The organism is Pelagibacterium sediminicola (genome assembly GCF_003390885.1).
GTDB classification, from domain to species: Bacteria; Pseudomonadota; Alphaproteobacteria; order Rhizobiales; family Devosiaceae; genus Pelagibacterium; species Pelagibacterium sediminicola.
In genome coordinates, this window is sequence record NZ_QMEL01000002.1 from 35,832 (window position 1) to 59,781 (window position 23,950).

Consider the following 23,950-nt stretch of genomic DNA (forward strand, 5'->3'; position numbering starts at 1 on the left):
GCAGGCTTGGGGGAAAACGAGCGCGCTTGCGCTAGCGGGGGGTGAACGGAATTCTTGCAGCCATTGTATAACCGCTCGCGCGGTCGATCCCAATATCGCCCTTCCATTTACGCACGATCAGCCCATCGAGCAGCCGCGACCCGAAACCTTCCCGCGGCGTTTTGGGATCGGGTTCGAGGTTGACCGGATCGTGCCAGACGAGGACGAGAATGTGCCGCCCTTCCTTATCCCGCTCGATGGTCCATGACAGCTCGGCCTGCGTGCCGCCCGTTCCGAGCGAGCCATGGCGGGCGGAGTTGGTCGTTAGTTCATGGACGACGAGCGCGAGGTCGAAGCAGAGTTCTGGGGGCAGCAGCACGTCCCGGCCCGAAAGGATCACCCTGCCCTTGAAGGGCGCAAGGGTTTCAGCCAGCAGGAGCTGGAGCCGGGTCGAGGTCCAGCCGCCCTGGGCGACGAGGTAGTTGGCGCGAGAGAGCGCCCCCAGCCGCTCAGCAAAGGCGCGCAAGGCAGTTTCGCGATTCATCGTCCCGGCAAAGGTCTGGCTGGCGATAGTGCTGACGAGTTGCATCATATTGCCCGCGCGGTGCGCCATTTCGCGCACCAGCAGCAGGCGGTGATCGGCGGCCTCGACGTGGCGGGCGCTGTTGGCAACCACTGTGGCAAGGGAACTGACAAACTCCGCATCGGCGTCGGTGAAGGTGCGCAGGCGCGTGCTATGGACGGTAAAAACGCCGAAGGGCCGCGAGGTCGAACCGGGAATGACGACGCTTATGCCCGAACGCACATTGTGTTCATGAAGCAATGGCGCGCCGGTGAACCGGGTTTCGGCCAGAAGGTCCGCAACGATGACCGGTTCGCGCGCGACCAGCGTATAGCCGGCCTGGGACTGTAGTTCGGAGGATACGGCTTGGCTCCCCACAAGGCCGTCCCTCCAGCCAACCCCCGCCGCCACCACGAGATGATCGGCAAGGCCGGAAAAGCGCAGAATCTTGGTCAATGGAACGTCGAGCACGTCAGCCGCGATCTCGCAGGCGCGCTGCATGACCGCACCGAGGCTGGTTTCCCCGAAGGCAAAGACGCCAAATTCGGCGAGCGCCTTTTGCTGGCGCAGGCGGCGCTCAAGTTCGCGTTGGGCGAGGACGCGGTCGGTGACGTCGGTGCAGGTGCCGGTGAGATACCGCGTGCCGTCCGGCGCATCGACGACACGGCCCCGCGCCTCTATCCAGAGCGGGTCGTTGTCCGCGTCGCTTCTCGTTCGGTAGGTGGTGCGGTAAGGATCGCCGGTCGCAAGCGAATGCTGGATGCAGGCCCAGACCCCCTTGGCGTCGTCGGGGTCGATGTCATGCTGGAAACTGGTGATGGTTCCGTCGAAAGTGTCCTCGGGCAGTCCGTGGATGTCCTGGAGATTGGAACTCCAGTCGAGCCGGCTGGTGTCGAGTGTCCAGCGCCATACGCCGATCCCACCGGCTTCGAGCCCTTCGAGCAGACGGACACCGTCAGAGAGATATTTCCGGTCCGCAGCACGGGTCGTGCGATGCATATTTCCCCCCTTTTCGATCGCCTGCCGGCCCCGCACTCCCGGATGACATCTGGGCACAACGCATGGCGGGCGTTTTCGATCCCGGCACGCAAATTTTTATCCGGAGGCCCGATCGGCTTCGCCATGCCGGGACAGCGAAGCCGAATATTTCGGTGTGAAATGCCGGACCGGCCTAGAGGCCGCTTTCCTCTTCCACCAGTTCGAGCGCGCGGGCGTGGAGCGCCCTGCCGTCGAACCCCGCCGCCTCGGCTTCGGCGAACCAGTCGTCGATGGTCACCTGCGCGGCGGCGCGCCAGCGGACGGTTTCGGCGGCATCGAGGGTCAGGATGGAATTGCCCCGCTCCGCTGCAAGCTCGCGGGCGACGAGGTCGTCCGCATCGTTTGCAGCCCCGAACCGGCTGGCCCATTCGATGCCGGTATTGGCGTCGATGACGGCCTTGAGGTCGTCGGGCATGCGCTCATAGACATCCTTGTTCATCACGAAGGCGAAGGTCTGGGTATAAAGGCCGTGATCGCCCGCAAAGCCGGTGTGGTTGGTGACGATCTCGCTGGTGCGCAGCGCAAGGGTCACCTGCCAGGGAATCGTCGTGCCGTCGATGACGCCGGTTACCAGGCTCTGGGGCACTTCGGGGACCGGCATGCCGATGGGTTCGGCGCCCAGATCGGCGAGCATGGCGTTGATGACGCGCGAGCCGCCGCGCACCTTCATGCCGTTGAGGTCTTCGAGCGCAGTGATCGGCGCGCGGGTGTGGAACAGGCCCGGCCCGTGGGTGTGGACCGCGATGAGCTTGACGTCCGCGAACTCGTCCATGGCGTTTTCCTCGACGAAACGCTGGAAGGCGCGCGAGGTCGCTTCCGCCGTCGTCACCATGAACGGCATCTCGAACACTTCGGATTTGGGGAAGCGCCCCGGCGTATAGCCGAGCACCGTCCAGATGAGGTCGGCAACCCCTTCACGCGCCTGATCGAACAGGGTCGGCGGCGTGCCGCCGAGCTGCATGTTGGGATAGTATTCTATCCCGATGCGGCCGCCGGACTGCTCCTCAATGGCCTCGCCCCAGGGGATGAGGCCCTCGCGCGGCACGCTGTCGGTCATGGGCAGGAACTGGTGGAGACGCAGGGTGAATTCCTGCGCCGTGGCATGGGTAAGGGTTGCGGCGCTCAACAGCGCAGCGAGCAGTAGAGATTGGCTCCTCATGATTGTCCCCATATGCGCGGGACCAGCAAGGGTGCCTCTCACCCTGTGCAGGTTCGATCCCGCTACGGGCCAAGGGTTGGAGACCCACGATCGGCCCGGGCGCCGGTTCCCCCGACGCACGGGCCTTTTATCGCGAGATTATTCGGCGCTCAACCTCAGAATCTGCCCCTCGGCATCGTCGGTCAACAGGTAAAGCGCCCCGTCGGGGCCCTGGACGACATCGCGGATGCGATAGGGCAGGTCATCGAACAGGAATTCATCGCCCACCACGGTTTCACCATCCATGTCGATGCGGATGAGATTGGTGCCGGCCAGCGCACCCATGAACGCATCGCCCTGCCACTCGGGGAACATGTCGCCGGTGTAAAATTCGAGGCCCGACGGCGCGGGGGACGGCACCCAGACGCGCTCGGCTTCGATCAGGTCGGCGGGCAAATCAGCGGGCGGATCGATCGGATCGCCCGAATATTCGGTGCCCTCGGTCAGCAGCGGCCAGCCGAAATTGCCGCCGGGGACGATCTTGTTGAGCTCATCCCCGCCGCGCGGGCCGTGCTCTGCCACCCAGAGCTGGCCGGTGTCAGGATGGAGCGCGGCGCCCTGCATGTTGCGGTGGCCATAGCTCCAGATCTCGGGCAGCGCGCCCTCGGTATCGACGAACGGATTGTCGTCGGGCACCGTGCCATCGGGCAGGATGCGGATGACCTTGCCCAAATGGGAATCGAGGTCCTGCGCCTGCACGCGGAATTCGGCATCGGAGCGCTCGCCGGTGGTGATGAAGAGATAGCCATCATTGTCGAAGGTGAGGCGCGAACCGTAATGGAGCGTGGCGGGGAGCTTGGGCTGCTGGGAGAAGATCACTTCCACATCGGCCAGTTCGGTCATGTCTTCGCTCAGGACGCCGCGCACCACGGCGGTGGAATTGGTCTCGTCCTCGCCGGGCTCGGAAAAGCTGAGATAGACATAACGGTTGGTTTCAAAATCGGGGTCGAGCGCCACATCGAGCAAGCCGCCCTGTCCGCGACTGTCGACATCGGGCGTACCCGCGATGGGTTCGGAAATGGCGCCATCGGCGGTGATATGGCGCAACGCGCCCTCCCGCTCGGTCACCAGCACGCTGCCATCGGGAAGGAAAACCAGCCCCCACGGAAATTGCAGCCCCTCGACATAGGGATCGAGGGAGACGTTTGCGAGTTCGGTTTCATAAGTTTGCGCGAAGGCTGGGGCGGCGAGCATGGTCGTCGCGAGAGCGGCGGCGGCAAGAGCGGTACGGTGCATGAGAGGTCCTCCTGTCTTCGGTGTGGTGGGGCAATGGTCCGGGGCGGAGGAGGGTTCCGCAACAATCGGGACGGAGTGAGGAGAGGGTGATCACGATTGGGTCAGGGCTTGTGGCCGGCATCGCTGCCCCCCTCACCCCTAACCTCAAGGGGAGGGTGTTTCCTTTTCCTTGTTGTCTCCCGACGCACAAGGCCAGCACCTCCCCCCTTGTGGGGGAGGATGGGAGGGGGATTCGGCGTAAGCCGAAGCATATGCGATAACCCTGCGTGGGAGAGGGGATGAGGGGGCAGCGATGCCGCCTAATACCCCGAACCGCCCTCTGCCCCGAACCACTTCGGATAGTCCGACACCAGCAGATGCACGGGGTCCGTGTCTTCCTCGATTTCGGAGAACCGTCCGATGGGATCGAGGAAGGTGTTGTCCGTGCGGTCGTCGTTCACCGTGGAGACCTCGCCGATCAGCACGTCGCCGCCCTCGCCCCAGAATTTGTGCCAGTTGCCCGGCAGGAGCGTGACGCTTTCGCCGGGATCAAGTTCCAGGATGCCGCCGGCGGGGAGGACGCGGCGGAGGCCGTCGGTAAAGACTTCGACATCGCCTTCGGTGTCGATGCCCGTGCCGGTGCCGTCATCGTTATAAAGCTGGAGGGCAAGCCTGGCGCCGCCGCGATTGATGATGTCCTCGGCCTTGATGGTGTGCCGGTGCATGGGCGAAATCTGTTCGTGCCGCGAGATCATGATCTTTTCCGCATAGAGCATGCCCCTGCCCTTTTCGAGATCGGCGGCATCGCCGTTGCGGACGGTGAAAAGGAACAGGCCCAGCGCCTCGAAATTGCCCTGCCCGTAATCGGTCACGTCCCAGCCGAGGCCGGACTTCACGATGTTGCCGATGTCGGCCTGGCGGTCCTTGAACTCGCCTGGCGACCAGTAGGCAAAAGGCGGCAGGACATAGCCGAAGGATCGGATGAAGGCATCGGCTTCGAGGATGATTTCGTTAACGCGGGAGCGTTTCATGGCTGCGCCCTTTTGCAAAAGAGATTCAACAGGTCCGGGCCAGAAGCTAAGGCTTGCCTTCTGCCTCGGCAATAGGGTGAAACAGTTATCGTAGAAGTATCCCGCGCTATCCACATGGGTGTCGGTTGCGGAGGCCGGGGCGCGTCGTAATGTGATGGGCGCATGGGGCGCAGGGATTGGAGAGAAAAGATGATTATCGCGGGTTGGATCATGTCGGGGCTTCTGGCCCTTTTCATTCTCGGGGCGTCGGCAGCGCCCAAACTCATAGGCTCCGAGCTTGCCATCGCGCCGATGGAGGTGGTGGGCTGGCCGGTCAAATACATGGTGCTGATCGGGCTGATCGAGGCGGGCACCATCGTGCTGTTCCTCATCCCGCGCACGGCCCTCTTCGGCGCGGCGCTGTTCACCGCGCTGCTGGGCGGAGCGCTGGCGGCGAATTTGCGGGTGGACAACCCGCTGTTCAGCCACACGCTGTTCAGCCTCTATCTGGGGATTTTCGCGTGGGCGGCATTGTGGCTGCGGGAGCCGAAGATCCGGGGGGTATTTCCGGTCACCTGAGTTCCTGGCTGGCGTCGCTGGCCCCCTCATCCGCCCTTCGGGCCCCTTCTCCCACGAGGGGAGAAGGGGAATCGGGGCTCCTCGGCTTTTGAGCCCCCCTCTCCCCTTGTGGGAGAGGGGTTGGGGGTGAGGGGGCAGCAGTGCTTCGGCAGCACGCAGATCAAACCGCCGCCTCCTCAACCTCCGCGCCGATAAAGCCGCCCGATTGCCGGGCCCAGAGTTGGGCGTAGTGGCCCTGGGTGGCCAGCAGTTCGGCGTGGGTGCCTTGTTCGGCGATGCGGCCGCGGTCGAGGACGACGAGGCGGTCCATGGCGGCGATGGTGGAGAGGCGGTGGGCGATGGCGATGACGGTCTTGCCCTCCATGAGCTTTTCGAGCTGGCTCTGGATCGCCGCCTCGACCTCGCTGTCGAGGGCGGAGGTGGCTTCGTCGAGCACGAGGATGGGCGCATTCTTGAGGATGGCGCGGGCGATCGCGATACGCTGGCGCTGGCCGCCCGAGAGTTTCACCCCACGCTCGCCGACCTGCGCCCGATAGCCCCTGCGGCCGCGATGGTCCGAAAGGTCCATGATGAATTCATGCGCCTCGGCCTTTATCGCGGCGGCGATCATTTCATCCTCGGTCGCGTCAGGCTTGCCGAACAGGATGTTGTCGGCAATCGTGCGGTTGAGGAGCGCGGTGTCCTGCGTCACGATGCCGACGTTGGCGCGCAGCGATTCCTGGGTGACCTTGGCGATGTCCTGGTCATCGATGAGGATGCGCCCGCCTTCCAGATCGTAAAAGCGCAGCAGCAGGTTGATGAGGGTCGACTTGCCCGCGCCCGACTGCCCGATAAGGCCGATCTTTTCGCCCGGCGCGATATCGAGATCGACGTTCTCGATGATCGAGCGCGAGCGGCCATAGTGGAAGCGGACGTTCTCGAATTTGATGGCGGCGTCGGTCACCTCGAGGGGCTTTGCATCCGGCGCGTCGGTGATGTCGATGGGCTGGGCGACGGTTTCCATGGCGTTCTGGATGACGCCGAAATGGCGCATCAGCCCGTTGAGCTGACCCATCAGGCGCCCGAGCATCATATTGAGGCGCAGGATGAGACTGAGCGCGAAGGCGACGGCGCCCACGCTGATCGCGCCGCTGGTCCACAGATGGATCGAGAGCACGCCGAAACCGGTGACCATCACCGCCGAGAGCAGGCCCAGCGAGGCCCGCGCGCCAGTGACCATGCGCGACAGGCGCGTCGAGGAGAAAAGATAGCGCTCGAACCCGTCGCGGACATAGCTGTCATTGTCGTCGGCGGTGCCGAACAGGCGGATGGTCTGGATGTTGGAAAAGCTGTCGGTGACGCGCCCGTTGAGGGTGGAGGCGGCCTCGGCGTTGTCGGCGGCGCGCTCACGCATGCGGGGCACGAAATACCAGGCGAGCAGCGCAAAGACCGCGATCCATACGACAATCAGCACCACCATGCGCCAATCGAGCTGGGCGAAAAGCAAGATGGTCGTGCCCGTATAGATCAGCATGAACCACACCACCTGCAGCACGCCGGCGACGAAGTCGTTGAGCGAGCCGGAGACCTGGCTGACCTTGGTGACCAGCCGCCCGGAAAAATCATCGGCGAAAAAGCGCATGGATTGCTGGGAGACATGGGCGTAGGTCTGCCAGCGCACCAGCGAGACGAAGCCGCGCCCGATGGTCTGCTCCTCAATCAGCGCGTTGAGCGAGGGCGCGATGAAACGGCCAAGGAAAACCACGGCGACCATCAGCGCCAGTTCCGGCCCGTGCTGGGCGATGAGCCCCTGCCAGCCGCCAGAACTGGCGCCTGCGTCGAGAATATCGACCAACCGGCCCATGTAATAAAAGAAAAGCGCTTCAAAGAGCGCGACAAGCCCGCCGGTCACCATCACGAAAAGATAAGGGCCCTTCGCCTGGCCGACATAGTGCCAGAGAAAGGCCCAGACGCTCGCGGGGGGCTGGAGGTTGTCACGGGGGCGGAAGGGGTCGATCCAGGTCTCGAACAGACGGGATATCCAGACGGCGGGATTTCGGGATTGCGTGCTCATGGACCTTAAAATGGTTCTTTCCCGGGAAGAGTTCAAGATATATCTTGATATATTCTTTTCTAGCGATGGGGTACTCCGGTAAGCACCGCTGGCCCCCTCACCCCCAACCCCTCTCCCACGAGGGGAGAGGGGGGCTCGTGTGGTTGCCTCACGCTTCCCCTTCTCCCCTCGTGGGAGAAGGTGGGCTTTCGCAAAGCGAAAGGTCGGATGAGGGGGCCAGCGATGTCCCCTACTACTCCGCCGCCGCCTCTTCCACATCGATGAACCCGCCCGACTGGCGGGCCCAGAGGCGGGCGTAGGTGCCGGCGTGGTCGACCAGTTGGGCGTGGGTGCCCTGTTCGACCACTCTGCCCTCTTCGAGAACGATCAGCCGGTCCATCGCAGCGATGGTCGAGAGCCGGTGGGCGATGGCGATCACCGTCTTGCCTTCCATGAGCCTGTCGAGCTGGCTCTGGATAGCGGCTTCCACTTCCGAATCCAGCGCGGAGGTCGCTTCATCGAGGACGAGGATGGGGGCGTCCTTCAACAGCACACGGGCGATGGCGATGCGCTGGCGCTGGCCGCCCGAAAGCTTGACGCCGCGCTCGCCCACATGGGCGTCGTACCCCTTGCGGCCTTTCGCATCGGACAGCCCCAGGATGAAATCGTGGGCTTCGGCCTGCTTTGCCGCCGCGATCATCTCCTCGTCGGTCGCATCGGGGCGCCCATATTTGATGTTTTCGCGCACCGAGCGGTGCAGGAGCGAGGTGTCCTGCGTCACCACCCCGATATTGGCGCGCAGGGAATCCTGGGCGACCGATGCCACGTCTATCCCGTCGACGAGGATCTGCCCGCTCTGGCGGTCGTAAAAGCGCAGGAGCAGGTTGACGATGGTGGATTTGCCCGCGCCCGAACGGCCCACGAGGCCGATCTTCTCGCCCGGACGGATCGAGAGGTTCAGCCCCTCGATGACGCGGGTGGTCGTATCGTCGCCCTTCTTGCCGTAGTTGAAGGCCACGTCCCTGAACTCGATGGCCCCGATTACCCGGCCGAGGCGCGGGGCGTCGGGCTCGTCGGCGACGATACGCGGGAGCGAGAGCGAATTGATGCCGTCGCGGACCGTGCCGATGTTCTCGAACAGCGCCGACATCTCCCACATGATCCACTGGCTCATGCCCTGGAAGCGCAGAACGATGGCAGCCGCTGCGGCCACCGCACCGGCGGTGACGAGGCTGTCGAGCCAGAGCCAGATGCCGATGAAGCCCACCGCGAACAGCAGGAGCGAGTTGAGCACCGTGATGCCCTGATTGAGAATGGTGATCAGCCGCATCTGCCTATGGACGGTATCGAGGAACTGGTCCATCGAGTCACGCGCATAGGACTCCTCCCGGCTTGAATGGGAGAAGAGCTTGACCGTTGCGATATTGGTGTAGCTGTCGACGATCCGCCCGGTCATCATCGAGCGGGCGTCGGCCTGAGCCTCCGAGATCCGGCCCAGCCTGGGCACGTAGTACCAGAGCATGGCGATATAGATCGCCACCCAGACGATGAACGGAATGGCCAGCCGCCAGTCGTTCATCGCCGCCAGCACCACCGCGCCGACGAAATAGACGATGACGTAATTAAGCACGTCGAGCAGCTTCATCACCGCCTCGCGCACCGCAAGCGCGGTCTGCATGACCTTGGTGGCGATGCGCCCGGCGAACTCGTCCTGAAAGTAGGTCATCGACTGGCGGATGAGATAGCGGTGCGCCATCCACCTGATGCGCTGGGGGAAATTGCCCAGCAAGGTCTGGTGGATGACCAGGTTGGAAAACAGAGTAAGCAGCGGCAGCAACACCACCACGAACACGCTCATCCAGAACAGGCGCGCACCTTCCTCGGCAAGAAACGTCTCCCGGTTCGCTCCCGAAAGCCAGTCGATGATATTGCCCAGAAACGCAAAAAGCACGATCTCGGCCAGCGCGATGGCCGTGGTCAGGACGGCCATCACGGCAAGGGGCAGCTTCACCCCCTCCATATAATGGAGACAGAAGGCCAGCAGCCCCTTGGGCGGCTGGGCCGGCTCATTGGGGGGATAGGCTTCCAGTCGATCTTCAAACCAGCGGAACATCACAACATCACCAACGGGAGAAACAGGCAGGCTGCAGCGAAGACGTTTGCGCGCCGGAAATCCCGACGGCGGAGGCAGAATCATCATGCAGCCGATCAGAATATCACCCTTGCCGGTCACGTTGATGTAACCGGCCCGCTACAGTTCACGATTTATTCCGCGCCGAAACGAATCACTCCGGCAGGGACTGGCCCGATCCCTGCTCCGACACGCCCTGTGGAAAGATTTTTCACGCCGGTTAAGTGATTCTCGCGACTCGCGATTTCGTCCCCGGGAACGGGGCGGCCAAATTTGCCTATGGACAAGAGTCCTCGTGCTGATTCAATGTCCTGGCATCACAACAAGGGACACGGGAGCACCTGCGCGAGCGGGTGTGGCGGCATGGGATCGGCGGAGCTATCCGGCGTCAGCGATGGGGGATTCGGTCGCGGCATTTCGCCGGCCTCGCTCGCCATCGCGCTTTCCGCCTTTGCCGGGTTACTCCTCTTCTCACTTTACGACATTCACCGCACCTTTGGCGAAACCCGCGTACGCGTCGAGATGGCGGCGCGGCTCGCGGCATCCGAGATCGCGCCGCGCGAGGTGGACGCGCCGCGTTCCACCGGTTTCACCATGCCCGACGACCTCAAGGATATCGCCCATTATGCGATCATCGCCGGGGACGGCGAGGTGCTGGCCGGCACGTTTCCCGCCGAAACGATGATGACGGACCCTCGCGCGCCCGATCACCACATAATAGCGGCGGCGCCGATCGCCGGGGAGCTTGGCGAGGTGCTGATCGGGGTGCCGCTGATAGAAGTGGTTCCCGAACTGGCCTTCCGCAACGGGGGCCTGCTGGGCGCGGTGCTGATCCTCGCCTTCGTCACCATCCGGCGCGAGCGCCCGCAGCGGCGCGCTACCGGCAGCAACCTAGAACCGGCCATCAATGCGGTGCCTTACGGGCTGGCGCGATGGACCGCCAGGGGCAGGCTCGTTGCCGCCAATCCGGCCTTCCGGTCCCTCCTCCGGGTCGAGGAGCGCCACGCGCGGCGGGGAGCATCCTACGGGACGGTCTGGGAGAAGATCACGGGCCGGATCGAGTCCCGTCCGGTGCTGGACGACACGTGCCAGCGCATGGTGGAGATCGAACGCGAGGACGGCACTTTCCTGCTGATCGACGAGCGGCCCATGCCCGATGGCGGGTTCGTCACCATCGTCACCGATATCACCGATCGCCGCGCCGCCGACCGGATGCTGGCGGCGATCCGGGACGACCAGCGCCAGCTTGCCCGCCAGTACCACGAGGAAAAAATCCGCGCCGAGGCTGCGAGCCGCGCCAAGACCGCGTTCCTTGCCCACCTCTCCCACGACATCCGCACCCCGCTCAATCACATCATCGGGTTTGCCGATCTCATCGGCATGGAGACTTACGGGCCCTTGGGCGACAAGCGTTATGGCACTTATCTCTCCGACATCAGGCAAGCGGGCGAGCGGCTGCTCGGGTGCTTTGCCGACATTCTCGAATTCGCCGAACTCGAAGGTGGCCGCCGGGTGCTCAAATGCGAGCCGATCGCGTTGTGCGACCTGATCGAAGAGGCAGCCGCCCGCTTTTCGAGCCCGGCAGCGCGGGCGGGGCTGCATCTGGATGCCCGCCTGCACGCAGCGGGCTATATCGCGGGCGACCGGCAGGGGCTGAGCCGGATGCTGGGCAACATCGTCGAGAACGCCATCCGCCATACCCCGCGCGGCGGCGAGATCAGGCTGGCGGCCTGGGCGGCGGAGGATGGCGTGGTGCTGGAAGTGTCCGATACCGGGCTGGGGATGAACGAAGACCAACTATCCCGCCTCAGCCAGCCTTTTGCACTCTCGGACGCCGGATGCGCAAAAAGCCACGACGGGGTGGGGTTGGGCATCGCCATCTCCCGCGCCATCGCCGAAGCGAGCGGCGGGCGGCTGGTGATCGATTCGCTGCCCGAAGCAGGCACGACGGTGGCGATATCGCTACCCATGGCGGAGGGATTGCCGGTGGTTGGGGATGTGGCGGCGCGGGCGGCTTAGAGAGCGGGCTTCATACCCGGCGCGCCCAGCAGCATCGCTGCACCCCTCACCCCCAGCCCCTCTCCCACAAGGGGAGAGGGGGGCTCGTAAGCCGAAACACCCATGGAATACCCTTCTCCCCTTGCGGGAGAAGGTGGTCCGGCGAAGCCGGGTCGGATGAGGGGTGCAGCGATGCCAGCGGGAAGGCTACGGGCCAGCTATAGCGAAAGAACCTACCCCCGCATCTTCCCGTAAAACGCCTCTGCCGCCGCGCTGACCTCCGCGCGCATGGCCGCCACATCGGCTTCGAGCAGGTCAAACGAGGGATAGCTGGTTCTCCGGCGCAGGAGATCGCGGAAGGCCGGCGTCCAGCTTTCGTCGTTGAGCGGGTCGATAAGGCAGGCGCTCATCAATTCGAGGATGAAGACATAAGCGCCGTGGATTTCGGCCAGCCTTTCGCCTTGCGGCAGGATGCCTGTTTCGCTCAAACGCGCGAGCACCTGCGCCGGAGGCGCTTGCGGGATGCCGAGGGTTTTGCCTTCGAGCAGTTGGGCGGTCTGAGCGATGAATTCGAGATCGACCAGACCACCCTCGTGAAGCTTGAGATCGAACGGGTGGCGCGGCGGGCGTTCGCGGGCCATGAGGGCGCGCATTTCGAGGATATCGGTGACGATCTTCTGCCGGTCGCGCGGTAGAGCCATGACACTGGCTATTTCGGCGTCGATGGCCTGTCCGAAACCCTCATCGGCCAGCACCACGCGGGCGCGGGTAAGCGCGAGGTGTTCCCAGGTCCATGCTTCGTCGTGCTGGTAGGCGCGGAAGCGATTGAGGCTGGTGGCGAGCGGGCCGGCATTGCCCGAAGGGCGCAGGCGCATATCGACCTCGTAGAGCACGCCTTCAGCCGTGGGCGCGGACAGCGCGGTAAGAAAGCGCTGGGTGAGTCTCGTGAAATAGGTGGCGGGATCGAGCGGGCGATCGCCATCCGAGCCGGAAGTGCCTTCGGGTATGTCATAGAGCAGGATGAAATCGAGATCGGAGGTGGCGGTCATCTCGCGGCTGGCCATCTTGCCGAAGCCCAGAATGGCGACGCGGGCGCCGGGGACGTGGCCGTGCCGTTCCGCAAAGGTTTCGCGCACCGAGGCAAAGAGGCGCGCCATCAGGGCTTCGGCCAGCGCGCTGAACTGGCGGCCCGCCTGCCCCGGCCCGAGCGCGCCGCCGACGAGGCCCGCCGCGAGCAGAAATCTTTGTTCCGAACCCACGATGCGCGCACGGTCGATAAGGTCCTCATAGCCCCGGGCATCGGCGAGAAAGGCGTCGACGCTGGCGACCAGCCGTTCGTGGACGCCGATCTCCCCCGCAAAGGCGGGATCGATCAGCCCGTCAACCACATGGGCGCGATGGATGACCGCTTCGGCCAGCCGGGGGGCCGAGGCCATGAAATCAATCAAGAGATTGCGCAGTTCGTCATGGGTGCGCAGCAGCGCGAAAAGCTGGACGCCCGCCGGAAGCCGCGAGAGGAAATTGTCGAACCGGGCAAAGGCCGCATCGGCGTTGCCGGTGGCGGCGATTGATTTGAGGAGTGCGGGCATCAGCTCGGTCAGGTGCTCGCGGGCCTTGGCGGTGCGGGTGGCGTTATAACCGCCATAATGCCATTTGCGGATGGTGGCCGAGATGGCGGCGGGATCGGAAAAGCCCAGACCGGCAAGCGTTTCGAGCGTGCCGGGGTCGTCGTCGGTTCCGGTGAAAACGAGGTTGCCCAGATCACCGGCCAGCGACTCGCCTTCGGAGAACAGCCCGGCATAGCTGTCGGCGACGCTGGCCAGCGTCTTGCGGTAGTCGCGCTCAAATCCGGCCGCATCGTCATAGCCCATCAAGAGGGCGATTTCGGCAATTGCCTCGGGCGTTTCGGGCAGGGTATGGGTCTGTTCGTCGCGGAGCATCTGGAGGCGGTTTTCGACGGCGCGGAGGAACCAGTAGTTTGCGGCGAGCCGGTGCGCGGTATCGCTGTCGATCCAGCGCCCCTCGATAAGCGCATCGAGAGCGTCGCTGGTCGAGCGCACGCGCAGGTGAGGGTCGCGGCCACCGGCGATCAATTGCTGGGTCTGGACAAAGAACTCGATCTCGCGGATGCCGCCCCGCCCGAGCTTGACGTTGTGCCCGGCGACCCTGATGCCCCCGACATTCCTATGCACGTTGATCTGGCGTTTCATGGCCTGAATGTCGGCGATGGTCGCGAAATCGAGGTGCTTGCGCCAGATGAAGGGCGCAAGCTCCTTGAGAAACTGCCGGCCCACGCCGATATCCCCGGCGCAGGGCCGCGCCTTGATCCAGGCGGCGCGTTCCCAGTTCTGGCCCCGGCTTTCGTAATAGGCCATGGCCGCATCGACCGATATGGCGACAGGCGTCGAGCCGGGATCCGGGCGCAGCCGCACGTCGGTGCGGAACACGTAGCCGTCCCCCGTGCGGTCCTGCATGATCGAGACAAGGCGGCGGACGAGCCGGACATAGAACCGGTTGCGGTCGGCGCCTTCAGGCAGGACAGCGAGGTAGGGATCGTAAAAAACGACGATATCGATATCGGACGAATAGTTGAGCTCCTGCCCGCCATGCTTGCCCAGCGCGAAGAGGGCAAGGCCGGAAGTGGCGGCGCAGGCGCGCTCGGCGGGCATGGCGAGGTCGCCGCGCCCGGCGGCCTCGCGCATCAGGAAATCGAGTGCGGATTCGAGCGCTGCATCGGCGATATCGGACATGAACCGGGTGGTCTCGCGCGCCGACCAGACTGTGCCGATCTCGGCCACCGCCGCCAGCAGCGCTCCACGCGCCTTGCCTGTGCGCAGGCGGGCCATGAGTGATGCTTCATCGGCGCTTTCGACGCCTGCTGATTTCATATCCGCGAGGATGGCGGCCATCATGTCATCAGGATCGGCATCGAGGGCGGCGGCGCTGAACCATTCGGCGTGGCGATGGGCGAGATCGCGGAGATAGGGGGCGATCGTGAAGATGGGGTCGAGGGTTTCGCCGCCGGGGAGGGGTTTTAGGCTCTGAGCGAGAGGCGTCATCGCTGGCACCCCTCATGATTTCGGCTTCGCCGAATCCCCCCTCCCAACCTCCCCCATAAGGGGGGAGGTGCTGGCCTTGTGCGTTTGGAGACAACAAGGAAAAGGAAACACCCTCCCCTTGATGGGGAGGGCTGGGGAGGGGTGAAGCCACACGCACAGAATGTCGCGTTATCGTGGGCCGCCCTACCGCCCCGAAAACCTGATAACCGCCCTCGCCCCCGGCCCGTTATCCTCGAAATGCACCGTGCCGCCGTGGAGCCGCACCACCGCCGAGACGAGGGAAAGGCCCAGCCCTGCGCCGGGTTCGGTGCGGCTGGATTCCAGCCGCGCGAAGCGCTCGAAGACGCGCTGGCGGTCGGTTTGCAGGATGCCAGGGCCGTTGTCGGCAATCTCGATGACAATGTCTTGCGCCTCCCGCCTGAGCGACAGGGTAATCGTCCCCGCCTCGTCCTTGCCGCCGTATTTTATGGCGTTTTCGACAAGGTTCACAAGGGCTTGCCCGATAAGCTCGCGGCTGGCCTGCATGGCGATGCCGGGCGCGATATCGGCAGTGAGGGTCAGCCCGGCATCCTCGGCCACCGGGCCGTAAAGATCGGCCACATCGGCCACCACCGCGCTGATATCGGTTTCGGTGAGCGCGCCGCTGGGGGTGCCGGCCTCGGCGCGGGCGATGAGCAGGAGGGCGTTGAAGGTGCGGATGAGCTGGTCGCTTTCGGCGATCGTGGTTTCCAGCGCGAGGCGTTGGGCCTCGGGGTCCGCGTTCTCGCGCAGCGCCGCCTCGGCCTTGTTGCGCAGGCGGGTCAGCGGAGTCTTGAGATCGTGAGCGACGTTGTCGGTGACTTCCTTGAGCCCCGTCATCAACTGCTCGATGCGGTCGAGCATGGCGTTGAGGTGGGTGGCCATGGAATCGAATTCGTCGTTACGATGGGTCACGGGGATGCGCTCGGAGAGATCGCCCGACATGATCTTGCGCGAGGTGCCGGTGATCGCGTCGATGCGGCGCAGCACGTAGCGCGCGGTGATCCCGCCCGCAAGGATCGAAAGAAGGACGATGGCCACAGCGCCCCAGAGGAAAGTGGTGAAGATGATGCCGGTAAAGCTGCGCCGCTCACCCACATCTCGCCCCACGACCAGTTGCAACCCGTTAGGGAGCGTCAGCGAATCCACGATTGCCGTGCCCGAGGTGGGTAGCGATTCGTCGGGCTCGCCGTAAATCTCGAGGCCGCGTTCGTAGGTGAGTTCATATCTTCCCGGTTCGACAAGAAGCGCGGCGGGCAGGTCCGAGACGTTGCCGGCCAGCATCGTGCCGGCCTGGTCGCCGAGGTAATAGATGCCCGGGCCGGGCCGGTCGGCGAGCCGCTGGATGGCGAAAGCAACGGCGCGGATATTGGCCTGCCGGGAGAGCAGCTCGATCTGGGCGACCTCGCGCTCGATGGCCGTCACCTGCTGGCGCTGGATCTGGATGGAAGTCTGGAAGGCGAGATAGCCCAGAAGGACGATGGCAAAGCCGACGAAGATGGCGATGAACAGCACGGTCAGCCGCACCGTGGTCGTGCGCCACAGGCTGCCGATGCCGGGTTTGGGATGGGCGTATGTCATTGCCGCCCCCCTTTCGCTTCTCCGGCGAAAGCCGGAGTCCATGTCGCCACAGCGGCGAGTCCGGATAGTGAGCAATGGGTCCCGGCTTTCGCCGGGACAGCGAAGGGAGAGGAAAATGCCGAGACACCTGCAGTACTAGTCACGGATCATGTACCCCGCGCCGCGCACGGTTTGCAGGAGCTGGTCGGCGTGACCCTTGTCCACCTTGGCGCGCAGGCGGGACATGTGGACGTCGATGACGTTGGTCTGGGGGTCGAAGTGATAATCCCAGACGTTTTCGAGCAGCATGGTTCGGGTGACGACGCGCCCGGCGTTTTTCATCAGGTATTCGAGGAGACGGAATTCGCGCGGCTGGAGAAGGATGGTCTCCCCTCCCCGCTCGACCTTGCGTGAAAGCCGGTCGAGGACGAGATCGCCCACCTGATATTGCGTCTGGGCCTCGCTGGGGGCTGCACGGCGCGCCAGAACCTCAATGCGGGCGAGAAGCTCGGAAAAGGCATAGGGTTTGACGAGGTAGTCGTCGCCACCAGCCCTGAGGCCCTTGACGCGGTCGTCCACTTCCCCGAGGGCGGAGAGGATGAGGGCGGGGGTCTGATCGCTTTCTGCGCGCAGGGATTCGATGATGGACAGGCCGTCGCGGCGGGGCAGCATGCGGTCGACGATCAGGACGTCGTAATCCATGCTCGAAGCCATCGCGTAACCGGTTTCGCCGTCCGCGGCATGGTGGGTCACATGGCCGCTTTCATCGAGGGCCTGGATGAGATAACCGGCGGCTTCCCGATCGTCTTCGATCAAAAGGATTTTCAACGTCGTGCCCCCCAGAAAACTGGCCATGCCGTAAAACCGGCCCCGCCGGAGCGGGGCCGAATTCTTGCATGCCCGGGCCTATTCTTCGAGAGGGATCCCGAGGAACCGGACCACGCCATCGCGGGTGACCTTGAGCGGCACGGCGGTGCGTCCGCTGTCGCGGACGGCGTCGACCGCGCTGTTGAAGCTGGAGACCGAATTCACGGTTTCGCCATCGATCTCGAGAATGATGTCGCCTGCACCAAGGCCACGGGCGGCGGCAACGCTGTCGCTCACCACGTCCTCGACAAGCACACCGTCGCCATCAGGGTTCGGCCCGATAATGACACCGATGCTTGTCTCGCTCGAACCTGCTTCCGGCTCCTCGATGGGCGCCTGCGGGGTCGGGGCGGCCTGCTCGTCTTCGGGCAGGCGGTCCAGCGTTACGGCGATGTCGAGTTCCGCGCTATCGCGGATGATGCCGAGTTCGACCGAAGTGCCGGGCGAGCGCTGGGAGATGAGTCGCGACAGCTCGCGGCTGGTGCGCACGGCCTGTCCGTCGACGGTAACGATCACGTCCCCGGACTGCACACCGGCCTCACCGGCGGGAGCGCCTTCTATGGGCTCGGTGACGAGCGCGCCGTTGGTGTTGGCAAGCCCAAGCCCTTCGGCCAGATCGTCGTTGAGGTCCTGAAGCGAGACGCCGAGGAAGCCACGGGTCACCGCGCCATTGTCGATCAACTGGTCGATGACGTCCTGCACCACCGAGGTGGGGATGGCAAAGGCGATGCCGACATTGCCGCCCGAGGGCGAATAGATAGCGGTGTTGACGCCGATGACCTTGCCTTCGAGATTGAAGGAGGGGCCGCCCGAGTTGCCCCGGTTGATGGCGGCGTCGATCTGTATAAAGTCGTCATAGGCCGAGACCCGGATGTCGCGGCCGCTGGCCGAGACGATGCCGGCTGTCACCGTGCCGCCGAGGCCGAAGGGGTTGCCGACGGCCACCACCCAGTCGCCCACACGGGCTTCCGCTTCGGCGAATTCCACGAAGGGCAGGTCGTTGCGGTCTTCCTGAACCTTGAGGACCGCCAGATCGGTGCGCGGGTCCGTGCCCACAACATCGACGGCCAGTTCGGTGTCGTCATTGAGCAGCACGGTCACTTCCGAAGCGCCTTCGACGACATGGTTGTTGGTGACGATGTAGCCGTCGCCCGAGATGAGAAAGCCCGAACCCACGGCCTGCATGAACTGGCGCGGACGGTTGGGACGAGGACTGCCGGGTTCACCGAAGGGGCCCCCAGGGCCCTCGAACTGGTCAAAGAACCTGCGCAGCGGATGATTTTCGGGTAGATCGGGGAACTCGAACTCGAAATTGGGCCCGCGCCGCGTGAACTGCTGCTGGGGCACTTCGCCCCGCACACGGACCGAAACGACGGCCGGGCTCACCGCCTCGACCAGATCGGCAAAGCCGGCGGACGCCTCGACGGCGGGCACCGAAACCTGGGCATGGGCCGGCTGGATGGGAATGACGTTGGACGCGACCGCGCCACCGGCGACAACGAGCGCCAGCGTGGAGGCCGCGATCCATTTGCGGGATGGAGTAGACAGAATGGAAGACATTTTCGGTTGTCCTTTCCGGTCACGGGATGAACCATTCAGATGAGGTCTAGATAAGCACCGCCGCCTTTCCGTACAGTGTCGTCCGGATTAAAACTTGGTAATGGTGTTGGCCGAAACCGGGCACTACCAGATGGCGCGGCGGACGATTTCCAGCGCGAGCAGGGTCAGCATGATGTTGAAACCGGCCCGGAACCGGCTTTCCGGCATGGTATCGAGAAAGCGCGATCCGGTAAGCGTGCCCAGAAAGCCGGTCACCATCATCGCGCCGACCAGCGGCAGATATTCGGCCAGTGCAAAACCCAAAAGGGTAAAGGCAACGACCCGAAAGACATGGCTGAAGGTCATCAGTGCGGCGTGCGTACCAACCAGACTCCGCCGGTCGGGCAGCCATTTCACGAAAATTGCAACGAGTGGACCGGTCGCGCCCACCAGCATGCCGATGGCGGACGTGACGAGACCGCCCAGAAAATTGGCCAGCGGCCCTTTTGTCTTTACCCCGGGCTGCGGAACCCACGTCGCATAGAGAATGAAAACAGCGATCAGGACAGCAAACAGCCGCTCCGGCAGAGCCAGCGCGACATATCCTCCGAGCAGCGAACCCGGCACCGCACCGAGGGCAAACCACAATATGGTCGGCCAGTGGAGATGGGCCCGCAAAACGATGGCCCGCCCCAGATTGGAGCCGAACTGGACGAGCCCATGCACCGGCAGCAGGACGGCGGGTGGAAATACGAGACCCAGCCCCGCAAGCATGATGATGCCCCCGCCTATCCCGAACGACGCGGTGATCGCGGACGTAACGAAGCTGAAAGCAACGAGGCCCAAAGCGAGCAGCGGCCCGATATCGGCAGGAAGAAGTCCAGAAAGCATACGCAAACCCGAAAGATAATCACTCCTTCGAGTATCGATCCGGCCAAGGTTCGGCAATTGCCCTATGGCGATGCCGGGTCTGCCGGCATCAGTCTCCGGCGAGCCGTTCGAGCGCCTTTTTCTCCTCGGCGGTCAGGGCGGGCGCGGTCTGCTGCGCCCTTTTCCGGCGCGCGCCGAGGATGACGAAAACAAGACCGATGAGCAGGAAAACGGGCGCCGCGACCCACAGAACGATGGTATGAAGCGCCATGACCGGGCGCAGCAGCACGAACTCGCCGTAACGGGCAACGATATAATCGATGACCTCGGTGTCGGAATCACCGGCGACCAGCCGTTCACGCACCAGCAGGCGGAGATCGCGCGCCAGTTCGGCATCTGAATCATCGATCGACTGGTTCTGGCACACAAGGCAGCGCAGATTGGCCGAGATGGCGCGGGCGCGGGTTTCCAGCACGGGATTGTCGAGGATCTCGTCGGGCTGGACGGCGTATCCGGCGACGGGGGCCAGCATGAGGAGCAGCGCAAAGATTGCAAGGATGCGGCGGACGATCATTGCGCGGCCTCGGGGCGTTTGCGGCGGGCGGCCTGGGGCGCGCCGATGCGCATGCGGCGGTCGGTGAGCGAGAGGAACCCCGCCCCCGCCATGATGATGGCGCCCAGCCAGATCAGCAGCACATAGGGCTTGTGCCAGAGCCGCACGACGCGGCCATCGGCGCCGAAGCGCTCGCCGAACTGGACGTACATCTGGCTCAAACCATAGGTGTTGATGCCCGCCTCGGTGGTCGGCATGCGGCTGACGGCATAGACGCGGCGCTCGGAGGTGAGCCTGCTCGTCGTGCCCCAGGGGGCGATGATGCGGAACGTGCCTCGTTCGGCGATATAGTTGGGGCCTTCGAGCATCTGTTCGCCATCGTAATGGACGGTGTATCCCGCGATTTCGGCGCTTTCGCCCTGCCGCATGGAAGTGACGATCTCGGTCTGGAAGGCGGTGGCAAAGACGACGCCCAGGACCGTGACGCCCACCCCGAAATGGGCGATGGCCGTCGACCAGACGGTACGCGGCAGGCCCTTGAGGCGAGCGAGGCCCCGCCGGAAACCGGCACGGCGGAAGGCAGCCTTGTCAAACAGTTCGGCAATGGCGCCCAGCATTACCCAGAAGCCAAGGCCGAGGCCGAGCGGGGCGAGCGAGACCGGGAAGCCCAGCAGCGTAAAGACGATGATGGTAACGAGCACCGTGGCGATGATCGCCCCCATAAGGCGCTGGGTGACGGCGGCAAGGTCCCCGCGCTTCCAGGCAAGGAACGGCCCGAACGGGATGAGCAGCAGCAGCGGCACCATCAGCGCGCCAAAAGTGAGGTCGAAGAACGGTGCGCCGACGGTAATGCGCGCGCCGGTCAGCGCTTCGAGCACTAGCGGATAGAGCGTGCCGACCAGCACCCCCGCCGTTGCGGCGGAGAGGAACAGATTGTTGAGGATCAGCGCGCCTTCCCGGCTGATGGGCGCAAAAAGTCCGCCCGAGCGCAGCGCGGAGGCGCGTAGGGCAAAAAGCGTGAACGCCCCACCGATCAGCGCGGCGAGCATGGCGAGGATCACCGTGCCGCGCGTCGGGTCCGAGGCGAAGGAATGGACCGAAGTGAGGACACCCGAACGCACGAGGAAGGTGCCAAGCAGGGAAAGCGAAAAGGTGATGATCGCGAGAAAGATCGTCCAGACCTTGAGCGCGTTGCGCTTTTCCATGACGATGGCCGAATGGAGCAGCGCGGTGCCCGCCAGCCAGGGCATGAAGCTGGCGTTTTCGACCGGGTCCCAGAACCACCAGCCGCCCCAGCCCAGTTCGTAATAGGCCCAGTAGGAGCCCATGGCGATGCCGAGCGTCAGAAAGGCCCAGCTTGCCAGCGTCCATGGCCGGACCCAGCGGGCCCACGCTGCATCGATCCGTCCCGAGATGAGCGCGGCGGTGGCAAAGGAAAAGCACACCGAAAATCCGACATAGCCGAGATACAGCAGCGGGGGATGGAGGGCGAGGCCGATGTCCTGGAGGACGGGGTTGAGTTCGGTGCCATCGATGGGCGCCGGATCGAAGCGCCAGAAGGGGTTGGAGGTGAACAGCACGAACGCCGAGAAGGCCGCGACCATCACCCCCTGCATCGAGAGTACCAGCGTGCGCAGATCGTCGGGCAGATTGCGCGAAAACGCCGCCACCGCCGCCCCGAACAGCACGAGGATCAGGACGAACAGCAGCATGGAACCTTCATGGTTCCCCCACACGCTCGTGATCTTGTAGAGCATGGGCTGGATCGAGTGGGAATGCTCGTAAACGAGCTTCACCGAAAAATCCGAAACGATGAAGGCCTGGGTCAGCGCGGCAAAGGACGCGCCGACCAGCACGAATTGCAGGATGGCCGATTGCTGCACAAAAGCCGCCGCCGCCCCGCCACGCTTCCAGAACGCAAAGCCGACACCCGCCTGGGCGAATGCAAGGGCGAAGGCGAGGATGAGGGCGAAGTGGCCGAGTTCTATGAGCATAACTGCACCTCCTGCGCCTGCCGAAGCATCGCGCACCCCTCATCCGACCTCCGCTTCGCTCCGGCCACCTTCTCCCTCAAGGGGAGAAGGGGAACCGGGGCTCCTCGGTTCTTGAGCCCCCCTCTCCCCTTGTGGGAGAGGGGTTGGGGGTGAGGGGTGCTGCGGTGCGTGTGAGGAAACACTATTCCTCCTCCCCCTGCCAGACACCCTGCTCGCGCAGCGTGTCGGCGACTTCGCGGGGCATGTAGTTTTCGTCGTGGCGGGCGAGGACGTTGGTGGCGAGGAACGTGCCGTCGAGCTGGAGGCTGCCTTCGGTGACGACGCCCTGCCCTTCGCGGAAGAGGTCGGGGAGGATGCCGGTGTAGTTGGCGGTCATCCGGGTCTGTCCGTCGTGGACGATGAAGCTGTTGACTTCCCCCTCCTGCTTCCAGCTTCCCTCGAGGACGAGGCCGCCCATGCGGATCGGGGTACCGGGCTGGACGGCTTTTTCGGCGATTTCGCTGGGGGAATAGAAAAAGACGATCTGGTCGCGCAGCGCGGTGAAGATCAGCGCTGCGGCCAGCGCGAGGACAAGGCCCATGCCGGAAATCACGGCCAATCGCTTCTGCTTGCGGGTCATTGCCATATGTCTTTTCCTGCTACAGTCCCAGTTCAGCGGCCAGATCGGCCAATGCCGTCCGGCCTTCGGCGTCAAGAGCGGCAAGGCCGCGATCGAGATCCTGCCGCGCGGCGTCTTGGCCGTCGATAACCATCCGCGAGCGGACGAGCTGCATCCACTCGTCAGTGCTGCCGCCCGTGTCATAAAGCCGTGCGGCCAGTCCCTCAACCATGCCGCGGATCATAACCTCTTGAGTGGCGTCGGGCACGGGGTCGGAAAGCGTTGCATCGGTGCTTCCCGCTTCGGCCGCCGCAAGTCCGGCGCGGGCGGTCGCGACCCAGGGTTCCTCGCCCACGGCGATGTCGAGAAGCTCGCGCCAGAGTGCGGCGGCTTCCTCGAAATTCCCGCTGCGCGTCAATTCACCCGCCAAATAAAAGCGCGAGCGCACATGAACCGGATCGCGCCCGGCGGCGGACCGCAGCAGCGCAATGGATTCCTCGTCGGCCGCCCCGTCGTTTACGAGGATGAGCGCCTCGGCCAGATCGGTTTCGGCATCGGCGGTCGGCGGGGCAAGATCGAGGATATGGCGGAAGGCGTTGGCGGCTTCCGAATAGCGGCCCATCTGCATGTAAACGGGACCCAGCGCCTCCCAGCCGCGCACGTCATTGGGCGTTTCGACCAGACGCGCCTCGACCTGGGCGATGGCATCCTCGATGCTGATCTGCCCGCCCTCGGCGGCCAGATCACGCCCGGCGAGCGGCTGGCCGGGAAGATCGGCGCGTCCGATGGCGATATAGACGGCGAACGCCACAACCGCGACGAGCGGCAGGACGATGAGCACCGGCAGGATTTTCGCGGCTGGCGCTGAAGCGGGTTTTCCTTCCTCGCGCTCGAAGCGCAGGACCTCGCGGGCCAGTTCACCCCGCGCCGCCGCCGCTTCGGATTCGGAAATCCGCCCGATGCGCATATCCTCTTCGATGCCTTCGAGCTGACTCTTGAAAAAGGCGCGTGTGGGCGCATCCTCATCCGCGCCCGCAAGGGGCCGGCGCATGGCCGCATAAAGCGCGCCAAGCGCGGCGAGCGTCAGCAAAATGGCAAATAACCAGAGCAAGTGCGCGGCAAACCCTTGAAAAGCAATTCGATCGTGGTT

At 64.4% G+C, this 23,950-nt stretch carries 17 protein-coding genes; 2 read left to right on the forward strand and 15 right to left on the reverse strand.

Going from position 1 to position 23,950, the window contains the following annotated elements; translation table 11 throughout:
* Window positions 1–31 precede the first annotated feature (31 nt).
* The 4 genes from DQG18_RS03355 to DQG18_RS03370 all read right to left on the reverse strand — a co-directional run bounded on the left by DQG18_RS03355 (window position 32) and on the right by DQG18_RS03370 (window position 5,023).
* The gene (locus DQG18_RS03355; RefSeq protein ID WP_157969980.1) at window positions 32–1,540 is read right to left on the reverse strand and encodes a sensor histidine kinase; all 1,509 of its coding nucleotides are present in this window, start codon (window positions 1,538–1,540) and stop codon (window positions 32–34) included.
* Between the two features lie 172 nt (window positions 1,541–1,712).
* Complete coding sequence (locus DQG18_RS03360) at window positions 1,713–2,738, reverse strand: TRAP transporter substrate-binding protein (protein WP_116653352.1); 1,026 nt, start codon at window positions 2,736–2,738, stop codon at window positions 1,713–1,715.
* A gap of 138 nt (window positions 2,739–2,876) precedes the next feature.
* Complete coding sequence (locus tag DQG18_RS03365; protein WP_116652836.1) at window positions 2,877–4,013, reverse strand: PQQ-dependent sugar dehydrogenase; 1,137 nt, start codon at window positions 4,011–4,013, stop codon at window positions 2,877–2,879.
* Between the two features lie 299 nt (window positions 4,014–4,312).
* Complete coding sequence (locus tag DQG18_RS03370; protein WP_116652837.1) at window positions 4,313–5,023, reverse strand: D-lyxose/D-mannose family sugar isomerase; 711 nt, start codon at window positions 5,021–5,023, stop codon at window positions 4,313–4,315.
* Between the two features lie 189 nt (window positions 5,024–5,212).
* Here DQG18_RS03370 and DQG18_RS03375 point away from each other — a divergent pair, with 189 nt between their 5' ends.
* Window positions 5,213–5,581 (forward strand): DoxX family protein, encoded by a 369-nt coding sequence (locus DQG18_RS03375; RefSeq protein WP_116653353.1) that lies wholly within the window; start codon window positions 5,213–5,215, stop codon window positions 5,579–5,581.
* A gap of 160 nt (window positions 5,582–5,741) precedes the next feature.
* Here the strand turns inward: DQG18_RS03375 and DQG18_RS03380 are convergent, their stop codons facing one another.
* Window positions 5,742–7,634, reverse strand: a complete 1,893-nt coding sequence (locus DQG18_RS03380) for an ABC transporter ATP-binding protein (protein ID WP_116652838.1) — start codon at window positions 7,632–7,634, stop codon at window positions 5,742–5,744.
* A 232-nt stretch (window positions 7,635–7,866) separates the two neighbouring features.
* Window positions 7,867–9,726 carry an ABC transporter ATP-binding protein gene (locus tag DQG18_RS03385; protein WP_116652839.1) on the reverse strand — a complete coding sequence of 620 codons (1,860 nt, stop codon included), beginning with the start codon at window positions 9,724–9,726 and terminating at the stop codon, window positions 7,867–7,869.
* Window positions 9,727–10,107: 381 nt separating this feature from the next.
* Here DQG18_RS03385 and DQG18_RS03390 point away from each other — a divergent pair, with 381 nt between their 5' ends.
* Window positions 10,108–11,763 carry a sensor histidine kinase gene (locus DQG18_RS03390; protein WP_198669645.1) on the forward strand — a complete coding sequence of 552 codons (1,656 nt, stop codon included), beginning with the start codon at window positions 10,108–10,110 and terminating at the stop codon, window positions 11,761–11,763.
* Window positions 11,764–11,975: 212 nt separating this feature from the next.
* On the opposite strand, the gene DQG18_RS03395 is transcribed toward DQG18_RS03390, so the two are convergent.
* From DQG18_RS03395 to ccmI, 9 genes are all read right to left on the reverse strand, one after another.
* Entirely contained in the window at window positions 11,976–14,801 is a 2,826-nt protein-coding gene (locus DQG18_RS03395) for a bifunctional [glutamine synthetase] adenylyltransferase/[glutamine synthetase]-adenylyl-L-tyrosine phosphorylase (RefSeq protein ID WP_116652841.1), read from the reverse strand.
* 183 nt (window positions 14,802–14,984) lie between these two features.
* Window positions 14,985–16,400, reverse strand: a complete 1,416-nt coding sequence (locus DQG18_RS03400; protein WP_198669646.1) for a HAMP domain-containing sensor histidine kinase — start codon at window positions 16,398–16,400, stop codon at window positions 14,985–14,987.
* 135 nt (window positions 16,401–16,535) lie between these two features.
* A complete protein-coding gene (locus DQG18_RS03405) occupies window positions 16,536–17,234 on the reverse strand; it encodes a winged helix-turn-helix domain-containing protein (RefSeq protein ID WP_116652843.1) in 699 nt (232 codons plus the stop codon).
* Window positions 17,235–17,285: 51 nt separating this feature from the next.
* Entirely contained in the window at window positions 17,286–18,806 is a 1,521-nt protein-coding gene (locus tag DQG18_RS03410; RefSeq protein WP_116652844.1) for a Do family serine endopeptidase, read from the reverse strand.
* 123 nt (window positions 18,807–18,929) lie between these two features.
* On the reverse strand, window positions 18,930–19,676 hold the full coding sequence (locus DQG18_RS03415; RefSeq protein WP_116652845.1) for a sulfite exporter TauE/SafE family protein: 747 nt from the start codon (window positions 19,674–19,676) through the stop codon (window positions 18,930–18,932).
* 88 nt (window positions 19,677–19,764) lie between these two features.
* The gene (locus tag DQG18_RS03420) at window positions 19,765–20,226 is read right to left on the reverse strand and encodes a cytochrome c-type biogenesis protein (RefSeq protein WP_198669677.1); all 462 of its coding nucleotides are present in this window, start codon (window positions 20,224–20,226) and stop codon (window positions 19,765–19,767) included.
* Window positions 20,226–22,202: a heme lyase CcmF/NrfE family subunit gene (locus DQG18_RS03425; protein ID WP_116652847.1), complete on the reverse strand. Its 1,977-nt coding sequence runs from the start codon at window positions 22,200–22,202 to the stop codon at window positions 20,226–20,228. The genes DQG18_RS03420 and DQG18_RS03425 overlap by 1 nt, the downstream gene beginning before the upstream one ends.
* A 181-nt stretch (window positions 22,203–22,383) precedes the next feature.
* A complete protein-coding gene (gene ccmE, locus DQG18_RS03430) occupies window positions 22,384–22,821 on the reverse strand; it encodes a cytochrome c maturation protein CcmE (RefSeq protein WP_198669647.1) in 438 nt (145 codons plus the stop codon).
* 19 nt (window positions 22,822–22,840) lie between these two features.
* Window positions 22,841–23,911, reverse strand: a complete 1,071-nt coding sequence (gene ccmI, locus DQG18_RS03435) for a c-type cytochrome biogenesis protein CcmI (RefSeq protein WP_245958356.1) — start codon at window positions 23,909–23,911, stop codon at window positions 22,841–22,843.
* Window positions 23,912–23,950: the final 39 nt, after the last annotated feature.